The organism is Atribacterota bacterium (genome assembly GCA_039638595.1).
Lineage (GTDB): Bacteria > Atribacterota > Atribacteria > Atribacterales > Caldatribacteriaceae > Profundicultor > Profundicultor thermophilus.
In genome coordinates, this window is record JBDIWM010000014.1 from 24109 (window position 1) to 43276 (window position 19168).

Annotated in this window: 16 protein-coding genes and 1 tRNA gene; 6 read left to right on the top strand and 11 right to left on the bottom strand. The window is 50.2% G+C overall.

Annotated elements, in window-relative coordinates:
* Positions 1–6: 6 nt before the first annotated feature.
* From ABDK92_04960 to ABDK92_04995, 8 genes are all read right to left on the bottom strand, one after another.
* A complete protein-coding gene (locus ABDK92_04960) occupies positions 7–204 on the bottom strand; it encodes a hypothetical protein (protein ID MEN3185974.1) in 198 nt (65 codons plus the stop codon).
* A complete protein-coding gene (locus ABDK92_04965) occupies positions 185–1744 on the bottom strand; it encodes a carboxyl transferase domain-containing protein (protein MEN3185975.1) in 1560 nt (519 codons plus the stop codon). The genes ABDK92_04960 and ABDK92_04965 overlap by 20 nt, the downstream gene beginning before the upstream one ends.
* Before the next feature lie 17 nt (positions 1745–1761).
* Complete coding sequence (locus ABDK92_04970; protein MEN3185976.1) at positions 1762–2610, bottom strand: hypothetical protein; 849 nt, start codon at positions 2608–2610, stop codon at positions 1762–1764.
* Positions 2607–3702 (bottom strand): peptide chain release factor 2 gene (gene prfB, locus ABDK92_04975; protein MEN3185977.1). Its coding sequence is split into 2 segments (ribosomal slippage): positions 2607–3632 and positions 3634–3702, totalling 1095 coding nucleotides; the frame shifts between segments, so codons are not numbered across the junction. Before prfB ends, ABDK92_04970 begins: the two co-directional genes overlap by 4 nt.
* A gap of 21 nt (positions 3703–3723) precedes the next feature.
* The gene (gene secA / locus ABDK92_04980; protein ID MEN3185978.1) at positions 3724–6420 is read right to left on the bottom strand and encodes a preprotein translocase subunit SecA; all 2697 of its coding nucleotides are present in this window, start codon (positions 6418–6420) and stop codon (positions 3724–3726) included.
* A gap of 296 nt (positions 6421–6716) precedes the next feature.
* Positions 6717–6792: transfer RNA gene (locus tag ABDK92_04985), tRNA-Gly, on the bottom strand.
* Between the two features lie 288 nt (positions 6793–7080).
* Positions 7081–7728: a hypothetical protein gene (locus ABDK92_04990; protein MEN3185979.1), complete on the bottom strand. Its 648-nt coding sequence runs from the start codon at positions 7726–7728 to the stop codon at positions 7081–7083.
* Positions 7725–8579 carry a DUF4097 family beta strand repeat-containing protein gene (locus ABDK92_04995; protein ID MEN3185980.1) on the bottom strand — a complete coding sequence of 285 codons (855 nt, stop codon included), beginning with the start codon at positions 8577–8579 and terminating at the stop codon, positions 7725–7727. Before ABDK92_04995 ends, ABDK92_04990 begins: the two co-directional genes overlap by 4 nt.
* Positions 8580–8784: 205 nt before the next feature.
* Between ABDK92_04995 and ABDK92_05000 the strand changes: the two genes are divergently transcribed.
* Positions 8785–8952, top strand: coding sequence for a symporter small accessory protein (locus tag ABDK92_05000; protein MEN3185981.1), 168 nt, complete (start codon positions 8785–8787; stop codon positions 8950–8952).
* A 12-nt stretch (positions 8953–8964) separates the two neighbouring features.
* On the top strand, positions 8965–10560 hold the full coding sequence (locus tag ABDK92_05005; GenBank protein MEN3185982.1) for a sodium:solute symporter family protein: 1596 nt from the start codon (positions 8965–8967) through the stop codon (positions 10558–10560).
* Positions 10561–10576: 16 nt separating this feature from the next.
* Here the strand turns inward: ABDK92_05005 and ABDK92_05010 are convergent, their stop codons facing one another.
* Positions 10577–11239, bottom strand: a complete 663-nt coding sequence (locus ABDK92_05010) for a response regulator transcription factor (protein MEN3185983.1) — start codon at positions 11237–11239, stop codon at positions 10577–10579.
* 15 nt (positions 11240–11254) lie between these two features.
* Positions 11255–12772 carry an ATP-binding protein gene (locus ABDK92_05015; GenBank protein MEN3185984.1) on the bottom strand — a complete coding sequence of 506 codons (1518 nt, stop codon included), beginning with the start codon at positions 12770–12772 and terminating at the stop codon, positions 11255–11257.
* A gap of 205 nt (positions 12773–12977) precedes the next feature.
* Between ABDK92_05015 and hydG the strand changes: the two genes are divergently transcribed.
* Positions 12978–14453: a [FeFe] hydrogenase H-cluster radical SAM maturase HydG gene (gene hydG / locus ABDK92_05020; GenBank protein ID MEN3185985.1), complete on the top strand. Its 1476-nt coding sequence runs from the start codon at positions 12978–12980 to the stop codon at positions 14451–14453.
* Positions 14454–14769: 316 nt separating this feature from the next.
* On the opposite strand, the gene ABDK92_05025 is transcribed toward hydG, so the two are convergent.
* Complete coding sequence (locus ABDK92_05025) at positions 14770–15948, bottom strand: radical SAM protein (protein ID MEN3185986.1); 1179 nt, start codon at positions 15946–15948, stop codon at positions 14770–14772.
* A gap of 289 nt (positions 15949–16237) precedes the next feature.
* Here ABDK92_05025 and ABDK92_05030 point away from each other — a divergent pair, with 289 nt between their 5' ends.
* From ABDK92_05030 to ABDK92_05040, 3 genes are all read left to right on the top strand, one after another.
* The gene (locus ABDK92_05030) at positions 16238–17425 is read left to right on the top strand and encodes an HlyD family efflux transporter periplasmic adaptor subunit (protein ID MEN3185987.1); all 1188 of its coding nucleotides are present in this window, start codon (positions 16238–16240) and stop codon (positions 17423–17425) included.
* A 1-nt stretch (position 17426) separates the two neighbouring features.
* Positions 17427–18650 (top strand): FtsX-like permease family protein, encoded by a 1224-nt coding sequence (locus tag ABDK92_05035; GenBank protein ID MEN3185988.1) that lies wholly within the window; start codon positions 17427–17429, stop codon positions 18648–18650.
* On the top strand, positions 18643–19168 hold a 526-nt coding region (locus tag ABDK92_05040; GenBank protein MEN3185989.1), incomplete at its 3' end, for an ABC transporter ATP-binding protein. The genes ABDK92_05035 and ABDK92_05040, both read left to right, overlap by 8 nt.

Here is a 19168-nt window from a genome sequence, read left to right on the forward strand (position 1 = left end):
CAGTTTCTACCTCCTCAAAAAGTGGACCACTAAACTTCCTTCCTGCAACGCCATCTCTTTCCAGCCCCGGTTTTTTCGCACCACATAAGGACGGGTTTTTTTCGGGGCTTCTTCTTCCTTCAAAATTTCCGAAAGGACGGCCATAATGGCCGCCACCACTTCCGGCTTCAACGCCACACCCATGTCATACCGGGAAATTGCCATGTTTTTTCCCCCTCCTCCCCTCCCGTTTCGACCAGAAAATCTCCAGAGCCCGCACCACTTTCAAGCGAGTCACCACCGGATCAATAACCTGGTCCACATAGCCTCTTTTCGCTGCCTGATAGGGATTATAAAACTCCCGCCGGTACTGGTCGATGAGTTTTTCCCGTTCCACCTCCGGATCCAGAGCCTTTTCCAGTTCCTGACGGAAAATGATGGCCACCGCCCCCTCAGCCCCCATCACGGCAATCTCTGCCGTGGGCCAGGCCAAAACCAAATCCGCTCCCAAATCCCGGCTGCACATGGCCAGATACGCCCCTCCGTATGCCTTACGCACGATTACAGTAATCTTGGGAACGGTGGCTTCAGAATATGCATAGAGCATTTTCGCTCCGTGGCGAATGATACCTCCAAATTCCTGGTTGGTCCCGGGAAGGAAACCGGGTACATCCACCAGAGTCAAAAGTGGAATCCCAAAACAATCGCAGAACCGGATGAACCGGGAAGCCTTATCAGCTGAATCGATATCCAGACATCCAGCTAAGTGATAGGGCTGATTGGCTACTATCCCCACCACGTGCCCTCCCATCCGGGCAAATCCCACGATGATATTCCGGGCAAAATCCTTCTGCACCTCAAAAAAACTTTCCTGATCCACAATTTCCTGGATCACCTTCTTCATGTCGTAGGGCTTATTGGGATTGGGAGAAACAACCTCAAGAAGGGTCCGATTCTCTCGGTCCACGGGGTCACTGCTTTCCGCAAACGGTGGTTCTTCAGCGTTATTAGAAGGGAGATAACTCAACAACCGGCGTAGGTCCAGAAAACACTCCTCTTCGTTTCGGGCAATGAAATGGGCCACCCCACTTCTGCTGGCATGGGTCAATGCCCCACCCAGCTCTTCGGCCGACACTTCCTCACCGGTGGCGGCTTTCACTACCTGAGGACCGGTGACAAACATCTTACTCATTCCCTCAACCATGAAAATGAAATCCATGAGAGCCGGAGAATACACCGCACCGCCAGCACAGGGACCGGCGATGACCGCAATCTGAGGAATCACCCCTGAAGCCTGGGTATTGCGCCAGAAAATCTGGCCGTATCCGGAAAGGGAATCAATACCTTCCTGAATGCGCGCTCCTCCAGAATCGTTGATACCGATGACCGGCGCTCCCACCTTGAGGGCCATATCCATGATTTTACAAATCTTTTTGGCGTGCATCTCCCCCAGCGATCCCCCCATCACGGTGAAATCCTGAGAGTAGGCAAAAACCGCCCTTCCATCCACCGTCCCAAATCCCGTCACCACCCCATCGGCCGGAACGGTTTTTTCTTTCATCCCAAAACGTTCTGCCCGATGCTCCACAAAGAGGTCCACTTCTTCAAAACTTCCTCTATCGAAGAACATCTCCATCCGTTCCCGAGCAGTGCGTTTTCCCGACTGGTGCTGCTTTTCAATGGCTTTCTTTCCCCCACCCAAAATCAGGGCTTCGTTTTTCTCTTTCAGCTCCTGAACTAGCTCGGCAATGCGCTTATATTTCATCCCTTTTCCCTTTTCGCTCAAATTTCGTATTTACTACCAGATAATGCCGCTGAAGTCAAGGGGACCCCGGCAATGCCGCTCACGTCCACATGGACCACCCGAATCTCCACTCCGGTGAGGTATTCCACTCGCTCCCGCAGATATCCCTGGATGAGCCGTCCAAAGTGGGCCACAGGAAAACCTTTCCGAAAAACACATTCCACTTCCACCTCCATTTCCCCACCCAGACGACGCAGTTCCACCGCTTCGACCGTTTCTACCCAGGAAAGGCGAAGAAGAAGTAAGGCCACCAGGGAACGCAGAGCGTTTTCGGTCACCACCAATTTTCCTAAGTAACTGAAGGGAGGACGCACCACCGTCTTTTCATGCGAAGAGTAAAACCATCGCCAGACCACCACCGGAATGATATCCACAAAACCACTCCACAGGTTCCGCTTAATCTCCACCAGCGGCACCGGAATGGTGTGCTTTCCCTCGTTTTCCCGTGCGTTCAGAGCCATGGTAATCTCCTCAGGACTGGCAAGCTCCTGAATCTCCAGAATTTCTTTGGGATAGGGAATTTCCAGCCGTTCACAGATTTTTTCCACCATGGAAAGGGAAATCCCCAGTACCATGATTTTCTGCGGATTCAACCGTTGAATGGCTTTTTTGACCTCCTCCCGATGGGAGGGGAAATAGAAAATAGCGACTTTAGCCGCCCGAATTTTGGAAAGCTCCGCCTTGGATGATCTCCCGGCGATAATCCTCCCCTGGGCGATGAGAAGGCCATCATCGATGATGCAGTCAATGCCGTATTTCTGGGCGATATGCGGTGCCCGGTAACTTTTGCCGGTTCCCGTGGGTCCAATGAGGGCGTAAACTTTCATAGGCTTCGTTCCTTTTTTAAAAACGCCTCGATAAAGTCATCGATCTCGCCATCCATCACCCGGTTGACGTCTCCGGTTTCGTGACCGGTGCGATGGTCCTTAACCAGATTATAGGGATGAAAGACATAGGTGCGAATCTGGTTCCCCCAGGCAATTTCTTTGTGTTCCCCTTTAATCTCCTGAAGTCTCCTCTTCTGTTCTTCTCGGTAGCGTTCATACAGGCGAGCCCGAAGGATTTTCATGGCCACCGCCCTATTCTGATGTTGTGACCGCTCATTTTGGCACTGCACCACAATTCCGGTGGGAATATGGATGATACGCACTGCCGAATCGGTGACATTCACATGCTGTCCCCCATGCCCTCCAGCCCGGAAGGTTTCGATTTTCAAATCCTGGGGATTGATTTCAACTTCCACCTCTTCACCCATTTCCGGAATCACGTCTACCATGGCAAAGGTGGTATGCCGGCGCTTATTGGCATCAAACGGAGAAATGCGAATCAACCGGTGCACCCCGTGTTCCGATTTCAGGTACCCGTAAGCATACTCCCCCTGGGCAATGAAAGTCACATGTTTTAAACCCGCTTCTTCTCCTTCCAGTTCATCGGTCACCCTGGCTTCAAACCCTTTGCGCTCACAGAAGCGGAGGTACATCCGCAACAGCATCGCCACCCAATCCTGTGATTCCACACCTCCCGCCCCGGAATGAATGGTCACAATAGCATTCCCCTTGTCCTCCGGTTCCCGGAAAAGCATCCTGATGTCGAGGTCCACCACCTCCGTAAAGAGGGCCCGGGCCTCGCTCTCCAACTCCCGATATTCTGGATCGCCCGGATCCAGGATGCCTTTCCACTCCTCCACCTCCTGCCATTTCTCCTTTAGATTGTTGTATCCCTCCATAATCTGTCGCAGATACTTATATTCTCCCAGAACCTGGACCTGTTCCACTGGATCACTCCAGAAATCGTCCCGGGACATTTTCTCTTCCAAAGCCTTAATCCGCCGGGAAAGCCCTTCCTGGTCAAAGATACTCACCGATTTCAGTGAGTTTTTCCCGAATCACATTCAGCATATTCTCCATATCCAAGGGCATTCACTTTTCCTCCCTTCTTTCTCAGTTCTTCCCACAGCAGTATTTATACTTCTTTCCGCTCCCACAGGGACAGGGATCGTTCCGCCCTACCTTTTTTCTGGACTTCTCTTTTTCTTCCTTGTGCTTCACAATCTGGGCACTGGGAGCGGTGCTTTCGGAACGGTCTCGATGCTCTCTTTGCCCTTTTTCCCGTACCACCTGAACCTGTAAAAGGTACCGCAGGGCATCTTCCCGAATGTTGGCCACCATATCTTGAAACATGGCAAAGGCTTCCATCTGGTACTCCACAAAGGGATCCTTTTGCCCCACCGCCCGTAGACCAATCCCCTCCCGTAGGTGGTCCATGTTGTAAAGGTGTTCCTTCCAGTGGTGGTCCACCACCCGCAAAATCACATAGCGTGCCAGGTTCTGAAAAACTTCTTTTCCCAGGTCCGCCTCCCGCTTCCGATAGCGTTCGGTCGTAGCCGTAAGGAGGGTTCCTTTCAACTTTTCCGGAGTCATTTCCGGAATCCTTTCCTGCGGTATCTCCAGGCGCATTCCGAAAAGGTCCTGGAGCCTTCGGTTCAAGCTCTCCCAATCCCATTCTTCCGGATAGGTTTTCTCATCCGCATAAATGGCCACCACATCGGCAATCACTCCCTCAAGCATATCCATCACCAAGGAATCGAGGTTATCTTCGAAAAGAATCCGCCGTCTCTGGCTGTAAATCACTTCCCGTTGCTTATTCATCACATCGTCGTACTGGAGGAGGGTCTTGCGGATGCCAAAATGGTACCCTTCCACTTTCTTCTGCGCCGATTCAATAGCCCGGTTAACGAGCGGATGCTCAATGGGAACTCCCTCTTCGATTCCCAGACGGCTCATGAGGTTGGAAATCCGTTCTCCTCCAAAAAGCCGCAACAGGTCATCTTCCAGAGAAAGGAAAAACTGTGACGAACCCGGGTCACCCTGTCTTCCGGCTCGTCCCCGCAACTGGTTATCAATTCGACGGCTTTCATGCCGTTCGGTTCCCATCACATGGAGCCCGCCCAGCGCTTTCACTTCCTCCGCTTCCCGGTCAGTTTCCTCTTTGAATTTCCAGTAGAGTTCCTGGTATTTTTCTCTGGCTTTCTGCGCTTCCGGTTCCTCTGCAGGGATGTACTGGGCAATCCGCCGGATGGTTTCCTCGTCAAACCCCAGACGGCGCAACTCCTGCTTGGCCATAAAATCGGGATTCCCCCCGAGAAGGATGTCGGTTCCCCGACCAGCCATGTTGGTGGATATGGTGACCGCTCCTTTCTTCCCCGCCTGGGCGATGATTTCCGCTTCCTTCTCATGGTGTTTGGCGTTGAGGACCTGATGGGGAATTTTTCTCTTCCACAAAAGCGCACTCAACTGCTCTGACTTCTCAATGGAAACCGTACCCACCAGAATTGGTCTACCCATCTTATGGAGCCTTTCAATCTCCTGCGCCGCCGCTTCAAACTTTTCTTTGGCTGTGCGATAAATCACATCAGGAAGCACCGTGCGCCGTAAAGGTTTATTGGTAGGAATCACCACTACCGGCATCCCATAGGTATAGATGAACTCATCCTCTTCGGTTTTGGCCGTGCCCGTCATCCCACACAGTTTTTCGTACATTCGGAAATAGTTTTGGTAGGTGATGGAAGCCAGAGTCTGATTTTCGCTGGCCACCTGTAACCCTTCCTTAGCCTCAATGGCCTGATGCAGACCCTCACTGTACCGCCTCCCGTGCATCAACCGGCCCGTGAATTCATCAACGATGATAACCTGTCCGTCCTTCACCACGTAGTCCACATCTCTTTTATACAGATGGTGGGCTCTCAAGGCCTGACGGACCAAATGCTCTAACGTTCCCTTCCCGGAATCCCCATAGAGGTTATCAACATGGAGGAGCTTCTCGACTTTAGCCACCCCTCCTTCAGTCAACCATATGGAGCGGGTTTTCTCTTCGTAATCGAAGTCCTCTTGATAAGCCAGTTTCCGTACTGCCCGATCCACTTTATAGTAAATCTCGGTGTCTTCTTCTGATGGACCAGAGATGATAAGCGGGGTACGGGCTTCGTCAATCAGGATACTGTCCACCTCGTCCACAATGGCGTAGTGAAGTTTACGCTGTACCACATCCTCTTTACGCCACACCATGTTATCCCGTAGATAGTCAAAGCCAAACTCCACATTGGTCCCGTAGGTGACATCACACCCGTAGGCAACCTGCCGTTCTGCAGGATTAGACTCATGCTGAATCAGTCCCACCGATAAACCCAAAAACTCATACACCGGTCCCATCCAGTACCGGTCACGTTTAGCCAGGTAATCGTTGACGGTAACAATGTGCACTCCCTTTCCGGTCAACGCATTGAGGTACGCCGGCATGGTGGCCACCAGGGTCTTCCCCTCACCAGTCTGCATCTCGGCAATCTTTCCCTGATGGAGCACCACCGCCCCGATAATCTGGACATCAAAATGGCGCATCCCAATGGTTCTCCGCGCCGCTTCCCGCACCACCGCAAAAGCTTCCGGCAGGATATCGTCAAGACTCTCCCCCTGGCTCAACCGCACTTTAAACTCCTGGGTTTTTCCGCGAAGCTCTCCATCGCTGAGTCGGCTGATATCCTTTTCCAGGGCATTAATGGGTTCCACAAATTTCTGCTCTAACTCTTTTATCAGCCGGTCTTGTGACCAGCGCTGAAACACTTCTTTCACCAAACCAAACATAATGCGCCCCCTTCAGGGAATCTCCAAAGCGAGAAAATTATATCACACTGCGATTTTGAGGCCAAACCAAACGGACTGACCCCATCGTTCCTTTTTCTTGCCATATACGACGGCTTTAGAATCCCTTGGCGGGATACTCCAGACGCGCTTTTCAACCCATGGGAAGGTTCTCCCCTTTTTAGACCACAGAATGGGGTCATCGCGTCCTCCCAGGGACACCGAACCACACTCATCCTCAAATGGGGAAAACAAAAGGAGCGAATCAACTGTGGGATTTTCGTGGTTTGCCCAATTCCTGGAGCGGGAAACGGGACTCGAACCCGCGACACCCAGCTTGGAAGGCTGGCGCTCTACCACCTGAGCTATTCCCGCCCAGCATCCACAGAGGATTATAACATACTCCCTGGAATCGTCAAGAAGAAAGCGTTTCGCTTCGGAGTGAAACTGGCAATACCTCAAACACCGGTAACGATGCGTTTGCAGGCCAAAAGAGCAAAAATAAAGAAGGAAGTCAAAAAGAGGACCCCCCGCCATGGCACCGTATGTGACTACAACAACCCACCGCCTAAAAGAAACCCTTTTTCCTTTTTCCACTCCTCCTACGGAGCATATGGAAAGAGAACGTGTTCATTTTGAGGAGATGGATCCCAATTTGGGATTCTACATATCAGCCCAGCTCCCATTCCGGCAATTTTCCCGTTTGATGAAGGCACAGCGCAAAATGACTCTGAGCGTGAGTCGGCGCGTGGTTCCGGAAAGAACACAATTTTTCGTGATGCTATATTCCAAGCGTTCCCCAGGGCGAATGAGCAGTGTTTCAGGAGGAATAGGATTCGGAAAGGTGAGTTCGAAAAACGTGATGGTGGGATTTCCCTTCTGGATTAGGAGGCTTCCATCGGGACGCATTTCCCGAACCGAAAGAACGCCAGAGACGAAAGGAAAATCGGTAATACCCAGAAGACCACTGGTGGCACCAGAACCAGCCGAACCAGAAAGGGAGATACCTTTACCGACGATGAGGTCAACAGCGTAAGGATTTACCTTTCCTTCCTCGCTCCCGAAGGCACCGTTAAAACTCGTGAGGGTTCCCTCTTCTTCCCGGAAACGGTAGGTGGGAAAATCGATGAAAATGTACGGGGGTCCTGGCTCACCTTCAATGTGAATCTGTTTCTCGAAGAAAACAAGACCCTCTTCAAAATCGAGCGGTTCAAGAACTGGAAAATCCAGGGCATGGTCTCTCGAAGCACAGGCAGGACAAAGAAAAAGGATAAGAGAGAGTATAGCCAACAGGAAAAATCGAAAACTCATATGGTTTCCCTCTTTAATTTTTTCAGCGACACATTCCCGGAAATGGTCTTGACAACAATGGTTTTTCGTGGTTCAGCACTGGTTTGACCCTGAAAGGTTCGTCGCCCAAAAGATCCCCCTTCATGAATCTCCAGGGGGACTTCGGAAACAAAGCGACCGGAAACCGTCTCCACGATGAGTTTCATTTCTTCTTTTTCGTGGACAAACACGGTGACATTCCCGCTTACCGAAGAAAGGGAAATTTCCAGAAAATCGTGACTCAAAGGAATATCAACTTCTACAGGACCACTTATGGTGCGCACCGCCATATCTCCCAGGAGCCGCCCCACGTTGACTACACCACTCACCGTTTCCAGGTTCACCTTCCCGGCGAGACCCTGCGTGGTGATTCGGCCGCTTACAGTTTTGATCTCGGTTTCACCCCGGAGATTGGTAGCCTGTATCTCCCCACTGACCGTTTCAACATACACCTGAGCCGTATAAGGTAACGCAAGGAAGTAGTCCACTCTTGGGGTTTGCCAGGTAAGAAAGGTGCTCAAAAACGTGCCTGAAAGGTCGGTGGTGATCCGGATGGCGTTTTCCTCCACCTCGGTTTTGACCTCAACCCGGGAAAGCAGTTCTTGAGCCTTTTCTTCCGAAACCCCTTCTACAGATTTTGTGGCCGTCATGTTGACCACCTTTTCTCCATGTCCTTCCATCACCACCTTGCCCTGGATGTTCGATACCACTACCCGCACTCCTTCTCCGACCAGGAAATTCCGCATGGTAGTTTCTTCGTAGGCCCAAGCTGGGGTAAGAGAAACAAGGACCAGAATGGGAAAAAGGACACCGACAAACCATCGCCAACTCATGGTGATCCCCCCTTTGAATTTCCCCCATTGTAACACGTTTCAGGATCGCACTCCATATACTTCGGGGGTTCCTGACAGGGTTTTTGATAAGAAAAAGCCCTAAAATTTTTCTCCTCCTGATTGCAACCACCTTTGTCCTCGATTAGAATATACCTAATTTTTATTGAAACTCTTGATCACACTGCAGTACGAAGGGGGGATTTTTTTGTTTGGCTTGCATGACCCATGGATTGTTCTCTCGTATGTCTTCTGTATTGGAAGCACTGTACTCTGTGTTCTGTATGGAGCAATCAACTGGAACAGGGGTGGCCTTGAGGTGAAGGAAGAAAAAATCATCCAGTGGGAAAAAGAAGAGGAAGAACTGGAAGAATAAGGAGGGATAAAGATGTACCAGATTGCCCTGATTGTTTCTGTCCTTGTTTACTTAATGATCACCGGATATCTGGGGTATATTGCTTACCGGAAGACGCAAAGTACCACCGATTACCTTCTGGCAGGGAGAGAAGCACACCCGTACATCATGGCCATGTCGTACGGGGCAACATTCATCAGCACTTCGGCAATTGTGGGATTCGGAGGGACTGCAGCTCTTTTTGGGATGAGTTTACTCTGGTTAACTTTTTTGAACATCTTTGTAGGAATCTTCATCGCCTTCGTATTCTTTGGCCATCGCACCAGAGCCATGGGATATAATCTGGATAGCCACACCTTTCCAGAGCTTTTGGGTAAGCGCTACCAATCACGCTTTATCCAGGTTTTCAGTGGAATTTTGATTTTTCTGTTCATGCCCATCTACACCGCAGCGGTGTTGATGGGAGCCACACAGTTTCTGGTGGTGAACCTGAAACTCGACTATGAGGTGGCACTCTTTGCCTTCTCCGCCATCGTGGCAATTTACGTCATCATGGGGGGATTAAAAGGCGTGATGTATACCGATGCCTTTCAGGGAAGCGTGATGTTCATCGGCATGGTGCTCCTGCTCTTTTTCACCTATTACCGGCTGGGAGGTATCACCAGCGCCCATGAGTCTCTGGAAAAGTTGAACCCTATGATTACAGAAATAATGGGTAAGACCGGACACAGAGGATTTACTCACATGCCCCTCTTTGGGTCAAGCACCTGGTGGACGGTGATTTCCACCATCGTCCTGGGAGTAGGAATCGGGGTTCTTGCCCAGCCACAACTGGTAACCCGCTTTATGACCGTGAAGAGCAGTAAAGAACTAAACCGGGCAACCCTGGTGGGGGGTATTTTTATCCTGGCAATGACTGGAGTCGCCTTCACCGTTGGGGCGGTTTCCAATGTGTACTTTTACAACACCACGGGGCAAATCGCTTTCCTTGCTGCTGGGAAAAAGGTTGATTCCATCATTCCCATGTTTGTGGAGCAGACCATGCCGGCGTGGTTTGGGATTCTTTTCTTGGTGACGCTCTTTGCTGCCGCCATGTCCACCATGAGTAGCCAGTACCACACCATCGGTGCTGCCTTGAGTCGGGATATTACCGAAACACTGAGTAAGAAAAAGGCCGGAATCGGTGTCAACCGTCTGGGCACTTCCATTGGCATCATCCTGAGTACCATTGTAGCCTGGGGGTTACCCCGATTTTACGAAACTGGCTCGGAAATCATCGCCCGAGGAACTTCCATCTTCTTTGGTCTCTGTGCCTCTTCGTTCCTCCCCATGTACTTTGGGGCCCTCTACTCGAAAAGAATCACCCGAGCTGGAGCTATAGCCGGAATGCTCACTGGATTTTTGAGCAGTATGTTCTGGTTCCTTTTTGTCCACGAGAAAGAATCCCAACCCCTACGAATCTGCCAGGCATTGTTTGGACGACCTTCCCTCTGGGGTGAACCATGGAAAGTAGTGGATCCCATCGTCATCAGCCTGCCGCTCGCGATTGCTGTGACGGTACTCGTCAGTCTATTCACAAAACCCATGGATGAGAAACACCTGAAGAGCTGTTTCAACGGATTGCAATGATCAGTTGCAGAGGGGGTTACGACGACCCCCTCTGGGTGGTTTGTGCAGCCAGAAGCGCCAGCTCTACCCGATCTTTCACACCCAGCTTCTGGAAAATTCGACTCAGATGATTTTTCACGGTGCTCTCGCTAATAAACAGTTTTTCGGCAATCTCTTTGTTTCCCATTCCCCGAATTACGAGCCGAACGATTTCCAATTCCCGCTCTGAAAGGAGGTCGCTCAACGGCGAAAGGTCCATTCCTTCGGCTCCGAATGGAATCCCCTTTTTCAGTTTCCCTAACACTTTAAGATAAACCTCTTCCCCCCAGAGCACTTCACCCTCAAGACAGGCTTTCAGACTTTTGAGGAGGACTTCTGGAGGACTGTGTTTCAGGATATATCCTCGAGCGCCTTCCCGGATAGCCTGGAAAATGATTTCTTCATCCTCTTCTACGGTAAGCATTACAAAAAGCGCGGTGGGCATTCTTTCCTTGAGAATCCGCAAGAGTTCGACTCCATCCTTTCCCGGAAAATGCACATCGAGGAGCACCAGTTCTGCTCCAGAAGAAGGAAGTAGTTCCAGAGCTTCGCGGAAATTTCGTGCTGCACAAACCACCTCGTACTGGTCCTCAAGCAATTTTTTTAAACCTGCTAAAACAATCTGATGGTCATCAACCAGAGCAACCTTGACTTTGGCCATCCTGCTTTTCCTCTTTCACTGTAAAGGAATCTTGGCTTCAATCGTCAGGCCCTTTTGCGGAGAAGAAATAAGGCGCAGGCGACCTCGAGCCAGTTTGACTCGGTTTCGCATATTGTAAATCCCAAAATGTCCACCCTCTGCCTGCTGCACCGCAACACCCTTCTCCAATCCCTTCCCGTCATCCTTTATAGAAAGATATAAGAACTGCGCATCATCGTGGAGGGTAATCCAGACGTTTTTGGCCTGAGCATGCCGGATAACATTGGAAAGCGCTTCTCGAACCACGGAAGTGATAACCCGATAAACCCGGAACGAAACCGAGCGCACTCCTACCGTCACTTCTTGATGGATAACAATCCCTGGATAGGAAAAGACGTTCACAATGCTTTCGAGCTCATTTTTCAAACGCAAGGCAGAAACGGGTTTTCCTGCCAGTTCCGAAAGAATAAAACGGGATTCCTCAATTCCCATCCTGGTCAGGCAATCGAGTTTTTCTAAGATTTCCTGCCAGACATCCCCACCATGTTGCGGTATATTGTTTTTCAAAAAGTAAAGATAGAGCTGAGAAGAAGCGAGAATCTGAGCCAATCCATCGTGGAGCTCTCGTGCCAACTGGTTTCTTTCCCGCTCCTGCACCAGCTTCTCATTTCTTCGAAAAAGGAAAATATTATCAAGACATGATTTTCCAAGCCGAGCAATCATGGACAAAACCAAATGCTCCAGGAGTTCCAATTCTTTATCGAGAAACGAAGTGAAGAGAAAACGCCAGCCCAGGTCACTCGCAACCGGAAGGAGAAGGAGCTTTCGCTCTTTACCCCTCCAGGAAATATCGAGTACCCTGGCTCTCTCCGCAGGAATAGCCTCAGGTGGTAAGCCCAACGTACAAAAACTGAGGGAACGGGGCCATTTTTCCCGAAAAGCCAGATATGGACGCCGCGGCGAAAGCTTAAATACTGCACCCTGCTCAATTCCAAGAAGCATTTTCACGGCTAAAAATATTTTGGCAAAAACCAGCTTCTCGTCCATGAGATAATCATTCCCTTCAAACAGATTCACAATCTCGGAAAACACGAGGAGCAATTTCTCACGATTACGGCGTAGGATATTCTCCTCGACAAGAAGGGCAACGGCCGAAGCAAGCTTTTCAACCACCGCGATATCTTCACTCGAAAACGGCACATTGACCCGGTTGAGGTTCAAAACGCCAATCACTCGAGTACTGGTATCTCGCACTGGAAAAGAGAGCGAGTAACGGTCTTCACGTCTTCGCCTGGATGCAAACCAAAGGGGGTCATTGCTATCGATGCACAGTGGTTTTCCACTTTCAAAGACCATTTCGGAAATACCCCGTATACGCCGGGAAAGTTCCCCAAAATGGGAAGGATGGAGGTTTTTACCGGCCACCAGAACCAACCCCTGTCCCTGCTCACCCTCAAGCAGTAAAGATCCACTGATGCTCCTTGCCAAAGAAAGGGCCAGCTCCAGAATAAAATCCAGGTTTTGCTTCTCAAAGCTGGAAAATGGATACGACAAACTGATCTCTAAATCCCCCCTTCGTGAGGGAATTATAACACGCCCATTCCAAGAAAACCATTCGATAATCAATTTTTCGTGATATATGATATAATAGTGTACACCTGCGGTGAGGAAAGGTTCTTTCTGAAACCAAGGGGAAAAGAAGGGAAAAATCCCGACTTGCCTTCCGCAGGTTGGGATTTTTTTATGGGAGGGACAAACCATGTCTCAGGTGGCATCGCTATCGGCCAAAGAATGGATGAACCGAATCATCAAGGAAGAAGAGGTGGAAAAGTACCTGTCGGACGGAAGGGACTTTATCGATGACCAAGGTATCGAAACACTGCTCCGGCAACATGCTCGTCCTGACCCAAAGCAGGTACGGGAAATCCTGGAAAAATCGCTCCACCTAGAACGTCTTGAACCAGAGGAGACAGCCACACTCCTCAACGTTGAAGACCCAGAAATGTGGGAAGAAATGTTCGCCACAGCGAAAGAAGTGAAAAGAAAAGTTTATGGAGACCGAATTGTTACTTTTGCCCCCCTTTATTGTAGCAATTACTGTGTGAATAACTGCCTATACTGTGGTTTCCGTCGGGACAACCATCTCCAAAAAAGGCGGCAACTGACCATCGAGGAAGTGCGCCGAGAAGCGGAAGCTCTGGTGTCTCTGGGACACAAGCGCCTGATCATGGTCTACGGAGAGCATCCCACATCCGATGTGGACTACATCGCTCAAACCATTCAAACCGTGTACGAAACCAAGGTCGGTCATGGTGAAATTCGCCGGGTCAATGTGAACGCTGCTCCTCTGGACATTGCCCGGTACCGAGTGCTTAAAGAAGTGGGTATCGGGACATTCCAGGTCTTTCAGGAAACATACCATCACGAAACGTATCGTAAGCTCCATCCTTCTGGTATTAAGGCTCACTACCGGTGGCGGCTCTATGCCCTGCATCGAGCCCAGGAAGCTGGTATTGATGATGTTGCCATCGGAGCTCTTTTTGGACTCTATAACTGGAAGTTTGAAGTCATGGGACTGCTCTACCATACCATCGACCTGGAGAACCATTTTGGGGGAGTGGGACCACATACCATTTCCTTTCCCCGTCTGGAACCTGCCGTCAACACCCCTCTGGCCCAAGAAAGCCAATATCGAGTTTCCGACCGAGATTTCAAAAGACTGGTTACGGTCATCCGCCTCTCCGTCCCCTATGCTGGGATGATCATCACTGCCCGAGAACCAGCCCATGTGCGCCGGGAAGTGATTCCGGTGGGATGTACGCAAACCGATGCCTCCACCCGCATTGGCATTGGTGCTTACAGTGAGCGCTACGGTGAACAGGAATTGGAACGGCAGCAGTTTGAGATTAACGACCCTCGCTCTCTGGATGAAGTGGTGCGCGAACTTGCCAACATGGGATACATCACTTCGTTCTGCACCGCAGACTATCGCTGTGGGAGAACCGGCAAGTACTTCATGGACATCACCAAAAAGGGGAAAATTCACCATTTCTGCATGCCGAACGCCATCCTAACTTTCAAAGAGTACCTCCTGGACTACGCTTCACCAGAAACAAAGGAAACTGGAGAAAAAATCATCGCCCAGAAATTTGCCGAACTCGACGACCGACTCAAACCCCTGATCACCGAGTACCTCCAAAGAATCGAAAATGGAGAACGAGACTTGCGAATTTGAAATTTGGCTCCGTCTCGTACGGGAATCCAGTAGCGTAGGATTATCTGGTAACCTCCTGAACCAAATCGCTCAGGAGGTAGAGAAGCGCTATGGAGCAAGAATCTGGTTTGCGGAAATCCTAGGAAAACGATGGTCGTATCGCTCAGGGGTAAGACAGGATTTTCCCGTCTCGCCCCTGAACCATATTCCCATTACACCGTGTTTTGGATTGGTTGCAGAGGGGTGGGAAATGGTCCCCGAAATGGTCCGCGCTGCGCTTCTCTCTTTTTTACGGGATCATCTGGCATCAGAGCAGGACAAAGGCTGAGGATACTCTCTATAAAAGAGAGAGCTGCAATCCTCTAGTAAACCGCTTACCCCGAAAGAGCACAAATGGAAGAGCCTTTTCCACCTGGATTCCCAGTGCCTTCAGCGCCTCTGGCTGAGTCAGCGGTTCGCGGACTCGGATGGTCATGATTTTTCGTGCCGATACCGGTCCAATTCCTGGAACTCGAACGAGTGCTTCAAAGGGGGCTTGGTTCACCTCCACCGGAAAGAACTCAGGATGTCGCACTGCCCAGGAAGTCTTGGGGTCAACGGTAAGCGGAAAGTTCCCTTCTCTGTCAAAGCACAATTCTTCAAAACCAAAACCGTATCGCCGCAACAGGAAATCCGCCTGGTACAGACGATGTTCTCGCCATGTTGAAGTAGGCGGCAGGTCTTCAAACGGTGTTCCTGCAATTGGCTGAAAAGCACTGTAATACACCCGAGCCAGTTTCATTTCCCGGTAAAGGAGCGAAGTGGTTTGCATGATTTCCCGGTCGGTCTCCCCACTCGCACCGACCACAAATTGAGTGGTAAAGTCAAAACGAGCCACTCTTTTATCCTTGAGGCACTTCAAATAACGCAATGTATTCCAGATATCTTCGAAATTCTTCTCAGGGGCAATGCATCGCAGGGCTGAAGGAGTTGGCGCCTCCAGATTCACCGACACCCTTGTGCTCAAGCGAACCGCCTCCTCAATGAAGTCAGCACTCACCTCAGGAAGAATCTTGAGGTGAATATACCCACGGAACTGCATCTTAAAGCGTAAGATTTCGACCACTTTCATCATTTCCGTCATGGTGCGGGCCGCGTCACGCTCCACTGCGGAACTCAGGAAAAGTCCCCGCACCATCCCCTGATGGTACAATGTGGCAAAAAGTCGCACCAGCTCTACAGCGGTAAAAGAAGCAGCTTCTTTGTGACACCGATCTACCCGGTTGACACAGTAAAAGCAGTTATGAATGCACCGATTGGAGAGAAGAATTTTCAAAACGTTCACCCGTTGCCCGTCCGGAAGGGTCACGGGATAAATCCAGTGACCCAGGGGGTGCTTGGTGCGCGATTCGCCTCCAAAGCAGGATCCACAGAGGTCAAAGCGTGCTCCATAACCCAAAATGGCTATTTTTTGACTCAACACTCTCTCATCCCTCTTGACCATGATGACCTCACCACAGATTTCCCAATTGTGCAAGCTCCTTCTTGAATTCGAAAATTCAAGAAGGTCACCTTTCTCTCCCCTAGCTCCCACCTTTCTTCCTTGAGGAGAGCGACTTGAACATCACCTCAAAGCCACACTACAGGGGAAAATACCCTTGGTAAAGGGATCAGCAATATCCAGCCAGTAATCCCTCTATAGTATAAACCATTCACATCAAAAGGACGAATCCTATCCCCGTTGAGCTGGAATAAAAACCATCTTTTCATGTTTCCTTTCTAATGATAAGATTCTATGAAGAGATACAGAAAGAGGAGGTCCACCAGTGAAGAAGTGGTTACCGTTTTTACTCATCGTTATCTCCCTAATCGGCTTTTTTACCTACCGAAGGTTTACTCCCCGAAAAGTTGACTATTTCCTTCTCGAACCCAGAAACTTTGTGGAGAGTCTCGTTTCTGCAGGACGAGTGCAATTTTCGCAGGACATCGAGATGGCTTTCCAGGTTTCTGGGGTCATAAAGAACATCCTGGTCAAGGAAGGCCAAAAAGTGCAGCAAGGAGATTCCCTCATCACCCTTGACGATACCCTGGAACAGAGCCAGGTCGCTCTGGCAAAAGCTGATTTAACCCTTATGGAAATCAATTTTCAGAAACTCGTGGAGAATGAACGACAGCTTGCCCAGGAAGAATATCGCCGAGCAGAAATCAATCGCCGTACCACTTTTGAACAGTACCAGCAAGCCCAGATTCTCTTTGGGCGAGGAAGCATTTCCGAAGAAGAGTTCAAAAGTGCCCAGCGCAATTTTGAAAATGCCCTCTCCTTAGAAAATTCTGCCCGCCTGCGCCTCACGAATATCGAAGAAAATGGTCCCGGATTCTTAGAAGCCAAAGCGCAGATCGAACGTGCCAGACTTCAGCTTTCCCAGGCCGAGACGAACCTCAGGAAAAAATGGCTCTTTGCTCCAGCCAATGGGATCGTGGTGTCTCTAAAAAAAAATCCTGGTGAATTCGTTCAGGCCGGTGAAGTGGTCCTCACACTGGGAGAAAACCCTTTTCAGGTAACCACCAGTCTCGATGAACGAGAATACAAAAAAATCGAGCTCGGAATGAAGGCCTTGGTCAGCGAACAGGTAAACACAACACCAAAGGTTATTCCAGCATCGGTGGCCAAAGTTGCCCCTGCGATTGACCCCGGCCAGGGTACCATTGAAGTCACCCTCACTTTCGATGAAAAAGTGGATATCAAACCAAATGCAGCGGTGAACGTGGAAATCATCGTTCGTGAGGAAAAGGAGATACTCCTTTTCCCAAAACGGTACCTTTCCTTCCAGGGGAATCAACCCATGGTATGGACCGAAAACGATGGTCGAGCCAAAGCCATCTCCCTTACCCAGGTCGAATACTTCGGCGAATGGGTGAAGGCAGAAGAACTCCCATCTGGAACGCCAATTCTCAATCCCAGAAACCTTCGGGAAGGATGGCGGGTGGTTCTTGGGGAAAGGAAGGAAAACTAAGATGCTCCGTTTTGCTTTACTCATTGCCTGGCGTTTTCTGCGGACCTCCCGTTCCCAGACGCTCCTCATCATCCTGGGAATTACCGCTGGCGTTTCTATCCAGATTTTTCTTTCTTCTCTGATTTCTGGTCTTCAGGCGAACCTCATTCAACAGACGGTTGGTGACGCACCGCATATCATCGTCGCCCCCGAAGATCGAACCCCATCGTCGTCCATATCTTCTTCGAATACGGTGGTTTCCTCAGTGTTAGCGAATCCAGTCAAAGAGGAAGCCAAAATACTCGCCTGGCAGCGGATTCAAGCCACCCTCCTAAAGCAATCTGATCTACGCGTAGCATCACCCCTGGTAGAAGGTCCAGGTTCGGTGCGCAAAGGAGAACTGGTCCGCAGTGTAGTACTCAAAGGAGTTATTCTGGAATATGCTGACCAAATCTATGAATTGCGAGAACGAACCATCCAAGGAATTTCCCAAATCGGAGGAAATGGAGTATTGCTGGGCAAAGAATTAGCCAAAGACCTGCGCCTCAAAGCCGGTGACTCACTCCTCATCACCACCCCCGGGGGAAGGAGTGGAACGTTTATCGTCAACGGGATCTTTGACCTCAGTAACAAAGCCATCAACTCTTCTTGGATATTCCTCGACCTCGTCCCAGCGCAAAATCTTCTTAACCTCGAGGGAGCTATCTCCACGATTGAAATCCAGATTGACCAGGTTTTCCAGTCGGAACAGATTGCCAGGGATCTCAAACAAGCACTGCCCCAGTATACCATCGAAACCTGGCAAACTCGCAATCGGCAACTCTTGAGTGCCCTACGTAGCCAAAGTCTCTCTTCGTTCATGATTCAGTTCTTCGTGCTCGTCGCTATTACCTTGGGCATCGCCAGTGTCCTGGTTGTCTCTGTCACCCAGAAAATTCGAGAAATCGGTATCCTCAAAGCGATTGGCACCACTAATACCGGGGTAAGCCTTATCTTCCTCCTCCAGGGTGCGATTCTGGGACTTTTCGGGTCTTCACTGGGAGCGCTATTTGGATTTTTCCTCATTGGTCTCTTTCAACAGGCGGCGCGAGCAAGTGGTGGTGCCATTTCTTTCTCCATAACGCTCAACCCAAGAACCCTGGTGACGATTATCATCATTTCCACCATTGCCAGCCTCCTGGCAGCCGTCTCTCCAGCACGCCAGGCCACTAAACTCACTCCCATCGAGGTGATTCGCAATGGATGATGGTACACTCGTAACCGTTCAGAACGTGAATAAAATCTACGGAACAGCTATTCAGTACCAGGTACTGTTCAACATCACCTTGAACGTTCCTGGAGGGCAATTTCTGGCCCTCATTGGACCGTCCGGCTCAGGAAAAACCACGCTTCTCAACATCATCGGTGCTCTTGACCGACCCACCAGCGGTGCGGTTTTCATCCGGGGGCAAAATCTCAACCACCTTTCTGACGAAGATCTGGCGCGCTTCCGAAATAAGTTCCTCGGTTTCGTCTTCCAATTCCACTACCTCCTTCCAGAATTCAACGCTCTGGAAAATGTACTCATTCCGTACTCCATTTCCTCGGGAAAACCAAATAAAGAAATCGTGGAGCGAGCAATGTATCTTCTGGAACGGGTCGGTCTTAAGGAAGCCATCAAAAAACGGATCAACCTCCTCTCCGGGGGTCAGCAACAGCGAGTGGCCATCGCTCGAGCACTGCTCAATTCTCCGCAACTCATCTTAGCTGACGAACCCACGGGAG

Bases quoted from the DNA above. Each gene is read 5' to 3' on its own strand.
- ABDK92_04995 (MEN3185980.1), bottom strand. From the start codon at position 8,579: ATGAGTTGGCGATGGTTTGTCGGTGTCCTTTTTCCCATTCTGGTCCTT.
- ABDK92_05005 (MEN3185982.1), top strand. From the start codon at position 8,965: ATGTACCAGATTGCCCTGATTGTTTCTGTCCTTGTTTACTTAATGATC.
- ABDK92_04970 (MEN3185976.1), bottom strand. From the start codon at position 2,610: ATGAAAGTTTACGCCCTCATTGGACCCACGGGAACCGGCAAAAGTTAC.
- hydG (MEN3185985.1), top strand. From the start codon at position 12,978: ATGTCTCAGGTGGCATCGCTATCGGCCAAAGAATGGATGAACCGAATC.
- ABDK92_05035 (MEN3185988.1), top strand. From the start codon at position 17,427: ATGCTCCGTTTTGCTTTACTCATTGCCTGGCGTTTTCTGCGGACCTCC.
- ABDK92_05010 (MEN3185983.1), bottom strand. From the start codon at position 11,239: ATGGCCAAAGTCAAGGTTGCTCTGGTTGATGACCATCAGATTGTTTTA.
- ABDK92_04960 (MEN3185974.1), bottom strand. From the start codon at position 204: ATGGCAATTTCCCGGTATGACATGGGTGTGGCGTTGAAGCCGGAAGTG.
- ABDK92_04990 (MEN3185979.1), bottom strand. From the start codon at position 7,728: ATGAGTTTTCGATTTTTCCTGTTGGCTATACTCTCTCTTATCCTTTTT.
- ABDK92_04965 (MEN3185975.1), bottom strand. From the start codon at position 1,744: ATGAAATATAAGCGCATTGCCGAGCTAGTTCAGGAGCTGAAAGAGAAA.
- secA (MEN3185978.1), bottom strand. From the start codon at position 6,420: ATGTTTGGTTTGGTGAAAGAAGTGTTTCAGCGCTGGTCACAAGACCGG.